This is a genomic window from Skermanella sp. (assembly GCF_059503625.1).
Genome location: NZ_JCACHA010001022.1, coordinates 1 through 4,103, shown reverse-complemented (window position 1 = coordinate 4,103; position 4,103 = coordinate 1). Strand labels below are relative to the sequence as shown.

Annotated in this window: 5 protein-coding genes; 1 reads left to right on the top strand and 4 read right to left on the bottom strand. The window is 66.1% G+C overall.

Annotated features, from left to right (window positions below):
* A partial coding sequence (locus AC5JJ6_RS37245) for an ATP-binding response regulator (protein ID WP_496046871.1) occupies nucleotides 1–872 on the top strand: 872 nt, incomplete at its 5' end.
* Here the strand turns inward: AC5JJ6_RS37245 and AC5JJ6_RS37240 are convergent.
* The 4 genes from AC5JJ6_RS37240 to AC5JJ6_RS37225 form a co-directional block, all read right to left on the bottom strand.
* Nucleotides 805–1,488 (bottom strand): response regulator transcription factor, encoded by a 684-nt coding sequence (locus tag AC5JJ6_RS37240; protein ID WP_496046870.1) that lies wholly within the window; start codon nucleotides 1,486–1,488, stop codon nucleotides 805–807. The two genes, AC5JJ6_RS37245 and AC5JJ6_RS37240, sit on opposite strands and share 68 nt — an antisense overlap.
* A 119-nt stretch (nucleotides 1,489–1,607) precedes the next feature.
* Nucleotides 1,608–2,168: an RT0821/Lpp0805 family surface protein gene (locus tag AC5JJ6_RS37235; protein WP_496046869.1), complete on the bottom strand. Its 561-nt coding sequence runs from the start codon at nucleotides 2,166–2,168 to the stop codon at nucleotides 1,608–1,610.
* Nucleotides 2,169–2,212: 44 nt separating this feature from the next.
* Nucleotides 2,213–2,599 (bottom strand): RT0821/Lpp0805 family surface protein, encoded by a 387-nt coding sequence (locus AC5JJ6_RS37230; RefSeq protein ID WP_496046868.1) that lies wholly within the window; start codon nucleotides 2,597–2,599, stop codon nucleotides 2,213–2,215.
* Between the two features lie 178 nt (nucleotides 2,600–2,777).
* A partial coding sequence (locus AC5JJ6_RS37225) for a ComEC/Rec2 family competence protein (protein WP_496046867.1) occupies nucleotides 2,778–4,103 on the bottom strand: 1,326 nt, incomplete at its 5' end.

The window sequence follows — 4,103 nt, the reverse complement described above, 5'->3', positions numbered from 1 at the left end:
GGATGGTCGGTTCGACCGCCGGCGTCCGCAGCGACCCGGCATTGCTCAGGCGCATCCTCCGCAATCTCCTCAGCAACGCGATACGCTATACCGGTTCCGGCCGGGTGCTGCTGGGATGCCGCCGAATACCGGACGCTCTCAGGATCGAGGTCTGGGACACCGGCGTCGGCATCCCGCCGGACAAGCTGGAGGATATCTTCATCGAATTCCGCCAGTTGGACGATGCGCCGGCGGAACGCGGCAAGGGCTTGGGCCTGGGCCTCAGCATCGTGGAGCGGCTGGCTGGCATCCTGGGTCACAGGATTACTGTAAAATCCACCCACGGCCGGGGAAGCTGCTTCGCGGTCGAAGTCCCTTTGGCGACCGGCCCCGTCAGCGCACCGAAAACAGTCCCACAGCGCCGGGCACGGAACTTCAACGACGCCCTGGTCCTGTGCATCGACAACGAACCCGCTGTCGTCCAGGGAATGGAAACCCTGCTGACCGGCTGGGGCTGCCGCGTACTGACTGCATCGGACGGAGCAAGCGCGCTTGCCGTCCTGGACGGCAGGATACCGCAGGCCATCGTGAGCGATTACCATCTGGACCGGGGCGCCACCGGCATCGAAGTCCTGCAACAACTGGAGCGGCGCCTCGGCTTGCCGGTTCCCGCCGCGCTGATCACCGCGGACCGCAGCGGTGCTATTCAGGCGGAAGCCGCCGAACTCGGCTACGCCGTCGCCCACAAGCCGATCCGCCCCGGCGCGCTCAAAGCGCTGGTGGCGCGCTTGACGGCTGGACATCGTCCCGGCCCAAGTCCCTCGCTCACCCCGCTGCCCGCCCAGTCTGCTCATCACGCGGAGGGTCGACCACCAGACGACCGGCCGCGATGATCACCTGCGTCCGGCTGTAGAGGCCCAGCTTGCGCAGGATTACCGTAACGTGGGCCTTTACGGTCGCTTCCGACACGGCCATCTCGAACGCGATCTGCTTGTTGAGCTTGCCCGAAGTGATGCCGGCCAGGACGCGCAGCTGCTGGGGCGTCAGTGTGGCGACACGCGCGGCGAAGTCCGGTTCGTCCTGATCTTCGGGGGCGTCCTGGAGGCTATCGCCAAGTTCGGGAAACCAGTCGCCGCCGTCCAGCACCGTCCGCAGGGCTTCGGCTATCCGCTCCACGGGGGCCGACTTCGGCACGAAGCCCGAAGCGCCGTAGCCCAAGGCCCGGTGGACGGTAGCGGGATCTTCCAGGGCCGAGACGATGACGACGGGAACCGCCGGATATTGACCGCGCATCAGGAACAGGCCGATGAACCCGTTCATCCCAGGCATATGCAGGTCCAGCAGGATCAGGTCGACGGCGCCGCTTACCGACTCGATCGCTTCCATAGCCTGATCGAAACCGCCCGCCTCCAGGATCAGCGCACCCGGAAAAGCTTGTGCCACGGTCTGGCGCAGGGCAGCCCGCATCAGCGGATGGTCGTCGGCAATGAGGATGGTGCAGGCCGGCATGTCGACTCTTTCGCGTTTCGCTCCCGATAACCGATTATCGGGTGCGGCCGTCCCGGCGGCAACCAAGGCATACGGCTATGTCGAACGCTAAAAGTCGAAACGGTTTGACTGACGGCCCTCTATCCGACGATCCGCCAGCTTCCGTCCGGCTGCTGGCAGGCTTGGCCGAATGCCGACTGAATCCGGCCCCCGACGACGACCTGCTGCTGGAACTCGCGGCAATAGGCGCCGGATGCGGCCCAGCCCTCGCGCGTCGTCCTGACGGCGCCTGCGTTGCCGCTATACGGATTGCTCCACTGGATCGGCGCTCCTATGGGGGCCGCATAGGCCTGCGCCGCTGCCCGCCTCGCATAGACCTCGTCGGCGCGGTCGAGCGAACTGCCGAAACCCGACCCCAGCAGACCGCCGAGCAGGGTTCCGGCGCCGACCGCGGCCAGCTTGCCGGTTCCGCCGCCGATGCCCGATCCGGCCCAGCCTCCGAGCGCAGCACCACCCAGGGACCCAAGGAACTGCTTGGCCCCGAAACCGAAACCCGGCGTGCCGTACGAACCGCCGGGGTAGAGGTTGACGCCGGTTCCGACGTTGAAACCGTTATATCCGGTGCCATACCCGACGCTGGCGTAGGGTGAGCACCCCGTGACCATCGCCAGTGCGACAAGCGCCAGAACCGGCTTCTTCATCGTATCCTCCTCGGGGCCGGGGACTCCGAACTGTTATCTCCGGGTTACTGCACAATCTGCCAGGTGCCGTCCTGCTGCTGGCAGGCCCGGCCCGTCGCCTGTTCGGCCCGGCCGCCGACATAGATGGTCTGGTTGAATTCGCGGCAGTACTGGCCATTGGCCGTTCTGCCCTCGCGGGTCGGGGTCACGGTGCCATAGTTGCCGCTCTCCGGATTTTCCCACCGGATCGGCTCGCCGATCGGGGCGGAATAGGCACGGTCTGCTGCCCTGGTGGCATAGCTCTGGTCGGCACGGTCGAGCGACTTGCCGACTTCGCCGCCGAGCAGCGCCCCCAGCAGCACACCGCCGGCGGTCGCCGCCAGCTGGCCCGTTCCCTTGCCGAACTGCGCGCCGGCCAGACCGCCCGCAGCGGCACCACCCAGCGTTCCCACACCCTGTTTCGTCCCGATGCCTTCAGCGCATCCGGCAGTCGCCAACAGCGACGCGGACAATAAAGTCGATAGGACAAGCTTACGCATCATGCACCTCTGGTTTCGCATCCAGAGAGATAAACACATGAGACGCCGAATTAAGCCCCACACGAAAGGGCTACGCCTCCTCGGCCTTTGGTCAGCGTTGCGGAACCCAGGGGCGGATGCCCCGCTCCGCCGTGACCGTCTCGACCCGCGGCTCGGGACCGGAAAGGTAAAGAGCGTGGGCACCGCCGCGCAGCAGGCGCCAGCGGTCGATCACGACAGGGGCGCGGCATCCTCTTGGCGCCGGATCTGGAGTGATCACGATATCCGCTATCCGGCAATCCTCCGCCAGCGCATCCCGGCTTTTCGCAAGAACGACGGTATGACCGCCGCTCCGGTAGAGGCATCCCTGCCGATCGCAACTCAGCATGCCGTCGGCGCTTTTCCCCTCGCGCGGCCAAACCGTGCTTTCGGTCAGGCCGTCACGGCGCAGCCAGATCCCAGCGTCGAACTTGCCCGACGTCTTGGTGGACAGCGCCAGCCCACCCGACGCCTCCCGTACGGCCATCAGCTTTCCCTGATCGTCGATCAGGATATCGGGCCGGAGCGTGAAGGCCAGCGACATGACGCCCAGCGCTATGACCGGCAGCCCCCAAAGCCGCCAGCGGCCCCGCCACAGCATCAGCCACAAGCCGCCGGACACCATCAGTGCCAAGCCCCAGGGCGGCATGGCCGGGACCAGCTTGGTGGAGCCTGGGAGCGCCGCCACGATGCGGGCCGTTTCCAGGATGACGGTTACGCCCCAGCCCATGACGGTCAACGGCCATTCCTCAAGACCGAACGGAAAGGCAAGGTACGAGATCATGCCGGCCGGCATGACCCAGACGGATGTCACCGGGACCGCGATCATGTTGGCGATGACGCCGTAGTATTGGATCTGCTGGAAGTGGTAGAGCGAGAACGGCATCGTCGCCAGGGTGGCAATCACCGAGGTCAGCGCAATGCCGGCCAGATGCATCCAAAGGCGGCCGAACCATCCCAGTTTCCTGCGCATCTCCGCCCAGGGGCCGCTGATGACCTCGTATGCCGAGATCAAGGCGACGACCGCGCCGAATGACATCTGGAAGCTGGCGCCCACGACGCTGTCCGGCTCCTTCAGGATGACGATGGCGGCGGCGAAGGCGATCAGGCGCATACTGAGCGGGTTGCGGTCGAGCAGGATGGCGAGCATGGCTAGGCTGGTCATCAGGACCGACCGTTCGGTCGGGACCGGCGACCCCACCAGCAGCATATAGGCGAAGGCCCCGGCGACGGCCGCCACGGCCGCTATCTTCTTGATCGGCCAGTTCAGCGCCACGGGTTCGATCAATGCCAGCAGGGCCCTGACGGGAAAGAACACCAGCGCCGCCACCAGACTGACATGGATGCCGGAGATCGAGAGCAGATGGGCAAGGCCCGATGCCCGGAAATCATCCATCAC

What these genes read in the sequence shown, in the direction of transcription:
- AC5JJ6_RS37240 (WP_496046870.1), bottom strand. Translation starts at nt 1,488, where the DNA reads ATGCCGGCCTGCACCATCCTCATTGCCGACGACCATCCGCTGATGCGG.
- AC5JJ6_RS37235 (WP_496046869.1), bottom strand. Translation starts at nt 2,168, where the DNA reads ATGAAGAAGCCGGTTCTGGCGCTTGTCGCACTGGCGATGGTCACGGGG.